The organism is Candidatus Aquicultor secundus, from assembly GCF_002791875.1.
Classification (GTDB): domain Bacteria; phylum Actinomycetota; class Aquicultoria; order Aquicultorales; family Aquicultoraceae; genus Aquicultor_A; species Aquicultor_A secundus.
Map to the genome: position 1 here is coordinate 1 of NZ_PFNG01000162.1, position 3,610 is coordinate 3,610.

Sequence of the window (3,610 nt, forward strand, 5' to 3'; positions counted from 1 at the left end):
TCCTGACTCCTGGCTTCTGCTTTTACAATAGTTCTTTTTGCTTGATCCAGGACATCATCGAGCGGAGTTCTTTGCCCACCCTCTCGATTAAATGGCCGGATTCTTTCTCTCTCATCGCTTTTAGAACCGGCTGGTTGGCCTTGTTCTCAAGCATCCACTCACGGGCAAAACGGCCCGACTGGATATCATCAAGTACGCGCTTCATCTCGGCGCGTGTTTCATCGGTGATAATGCGCTTGCCGACTGTGATATCGCCGTACTCGGCGGTGTTGCTGATCGAGTAGCGCATGCCCGAGATGCCCTGCTCGTTAATAAGATCGACGATGAGTTTGAGTTCGTGCAGACACTCGAAGTATGCAATCTCCGGCTGATACCCGGCCTCGACCAGGGTATCAAACCCGGCGCGGATGAGTTCGCTGGTACCGCCGCAGAGAACGGCCTGCTCGCCGAAGAGATCGGTCTCGGTCTCTTCTTTGAAGGTAGTCTCAAGAACGCCCGCGCGGGTGCCGCCGATACCTCTCGCATACGCGAGGGCGATATCTTTTGCTTTCCCGCTCGCATCCTGGTAGATGGCGATAAGTGCAGGAACGCCCTGGCCTTCCTCGTAAGTACGACGGACGACATGACCCGGACCCTTTGGGGCGATCATAATTACGTCGACATCCGTCGGCGGCTCGATTTGATGAAAGTGGATATTAAACCCGTGGGCAAAAGCCAACGTCTTACCGGGCGCAAGATGCGGTTTAATCTGTTTCTTATAGAGTTTGCCCTGGGTCTCGTCGGGAGCCAGGATCATGATCAGATCGGCCGCCTCGGCCGCTTTATCTACGGGCATCACGGTGAGACCGCGGCTTACGGCCTTCTCCCAGGACTTACTGCCTTCACGCAGGCCAACGATAACATCGACGCCGCTCTCATGCAGGTTAAGCGCATGCGCATGGCCCTGGCTTCCAAACCCGATAACGGCAACCTTCTTCCCTTTGAGTATTCCAAGATCAGCATCCTGATCATAATAAACTTTTGCCATATCATCCTCCGTATACTTGTATAGATTAACCTTTAAATTATAACACAAATCCCTGCTTGATGGGACAGCAAGCTCACTTCGCTCGCTGAGGCAGGGTCCGGGGACCAAGGGCCAGGGTGTTGACCTAGAGCAAAAGTACGCTTTCTGTCATTCTGAAGGAGCAAAGCGACTGAAGAATCTTGGGTGCAGAAACCTTCTTTTTAGGGTGAAGGGTCTAAGCTTAGATAGAGCTAGAATAAAGACTTCTCAGCTAAGTAGATTAAAGCTTAGACGTACTCAGTGGCATAAGTCCGTGATTGCGATCTAGATTCTTCACTTTGTTCAGAATGACAATAAATATACTCAGAACAATAAGTCCCTGGGATCTGATCCTCTATGCTTCGGCTAGCTTCCCTCGCGCCAGCGCTATTTTACCGGTTCTGACCAGCTCTTTTATGCCGTATGGCCTGAGGAGATCCTCGAGGGCCTGGATTTTGGTAGCCGTTCCGGTAATCTCGATGGTCAGCGTCGATTTGCTCACGTCGACGATATTGGCCCTGAAAATATTAGCCGTTTCCAGCACCTCACCGCGTATATTCGGTGGTGCGTTGACCTTGATGAGCACAAGTTCGCGCTCGACCGAGTCCCTCGGGTCAAGATCGCTTATCTTGAGAATATTCACCAGCTTGTAGAGCTGCTTCGTTATCTGTTCGAGTTTAACATCATCCGCATCGACCACGATCGTCATGCGGGAAACCTCCGGGTTCTCGGTCGGCCCGACCGCGAGGCTATCGATATTAAAGCCCCGTCGGCTAAAGAGGCCGGAAACTCGGGCCAGGACACCCGGTTTATTTTGAACGAGTACTGACAGGATGTGTTTCACGCTTCTCGACCTCCTCATCTATCATCTGGCTTAAAGATGCGCCAGGAATTCCACCCAACATTTCATCGATGGATGCACCGGGTGCAACCATCGGGTATACGTTCTCTTCACGAGCGACCATAAAGTCGATCAGAATCGGCTTGCGGGCCTCGATCGCTTCTTTAAGCGTCGGCTCGACGTCCTCTATCTTCTCGACACGGACACCCTTAATACCGTACGCCTCGGCCAACTTTACAAAGTCCGGCGTACCGACATCAAGATCGACCGATGAATACCTGTGGTCATAGAACAGCTCCTGCCACTGGCGAACCATCCCCAGGAAGCGATTATTAAGAATCGCAATGATTATGGGCAACTTATTGGCGGCAACCGTTGCAAGTTCCTGGGAAACCATCTGGATGCTGCCGTCGCCGTCGATATCTATAACAACCGAATCCGGTTTGCCGACCTGAGCGCCGACCGCTGCGGGCAGACCAAAGCCCATCGTCCCCAATCCACCGCTTGTGATAAAGCCGCGCGGCGTGTTTGCGCTATAGAACTGCGCGGCCCACATCTGGTTCTGGCCGACACCCGTGGTGATGATCGTCTCGCGGCCTTTCGTGACCTTGTTGATCGTATCCACAACGTACTCGGGACGAATAACCCCGTTCTGGTGGTAGTGAAGCGGGTAGGCCTCTTTCCACCTGGCGATCAGCTCGTGCCACTTCGTTTTATCCCCATGCGGCTGCTCGATCTTTTGAACAGCGGTCACCAGGTCTTTTAAAACGGTTTTCGCGTCGCCGACTATCGGAACGTCGACGCGAACGTTCTTGCTTATCTCCGCCGGGTCGATATCCACATGGATGATGGTGGCGTGCGGCGCAAAGGTTGAGACCTTGCCGGTTACGCGGTCATCGAACCGTACACCGATCGCAAGGATAACGTCACTGTCCATGATCGCATAGTTAGCGTAGCGCGTACCGTGCATACCGAGCATCCTCAAGGATAAATCATGGTCGTCCGGAAAAACACCCTTGCCCATCAGCGTAGTCGTCACCGGGATTTGAACCGTCTCGGCGAGCTTGCGCAACTCATCCCACGCTTCGGAGTGCGTGATACCGCCGCCGGCGTAAATGATCGGCTTATGCGCCCCGGCAAGAAGTTTCGCCGCCTCTTTAATCTGCTTGGCATGGCCCTTATAGGTTGGTTTATAACCGGGGATTGTCAAATCTTCTGGATATTTGAAATCAATTTCAGCTTTTGACATATCTACCGGCATATCGATAAGAACCGGTCCCGGCCTGCCTGATTTAGCAAGCTGGAACGCCTCGCGGATAATCGTCGGCAATTGACTAACGTCTTTCACCAGATAACTATGCTTTGTTATCGGCAATGTGATGCCGGTAATATCCGCTTCCTGAAACGCATCGGTTCCAAGTACATTGGTCGCCACCTGTCCCGTGATCGCTACCATCGGGGTTGAATCCATCCAGGCATTCGCCAATCCCGTAACCAGGTTGGTCGCACCCGGCCCGGATGTTACGAGGCAGACACCCACCTTTCCCGTCGCCCTTGCATAGGCATCCGCCGCGTGCCCGGCGCACTGCTCGTGTCTCACCAGAACGTGACGAATCGTCTTGCAATCAAAAAGCGCATCGTAAATGGGCAAGACCACCCCGCCGGGATAGCCGAAGAGTACGTCTACGCCCTCCATCTCCAAACTTTTAATTAATGCTTCTGCT

The 3,610-nt window shown here is 53.1% G+C and carries 3 protein-coding genes; all 3 read right to left on the reverse strand.

Features of this window, described 5'->3' with window-relative positions:
* Positions 1–22: 22 nt before the first annotated feature.
* The gene (ilvC, locus tag COY37_RS06695; protein WP_286678706.1) at positions 23–1,027 is read right to left on the reverse strand and encodes a ketol-acid reductoisomerase; all 1,005 of its coding nucleotides are present in this window, start codon (positions 1,025–1,027) and stop codon (positions 23–25) included.
* 373 nt (positions 1,028–1,400) lie between these two features.
* Positions 1,401–1,889: an acetolactate synthase small subunit gene (gene ilvN / locus COY37_RS06700; RefSeq protein ID WP_286678707.1), complete on the reverse strand. Its 489-nt coding sequence runs from the start codon at positions 1,887–1,889 to the stop codon at positions 1,401–1,403.
* Positions 1,855–3,610: biosynthetic-type acetolactate synthase large subunit (ilvB, locus tag COY37_RS06705; RefSeq protein WP_286976918.1), on the reverse strand; the 1,756-nt coding region annotated here is incomplete at its 5' end. The genes ilvN and ilvB, both read right to left, overlap by 35 nt.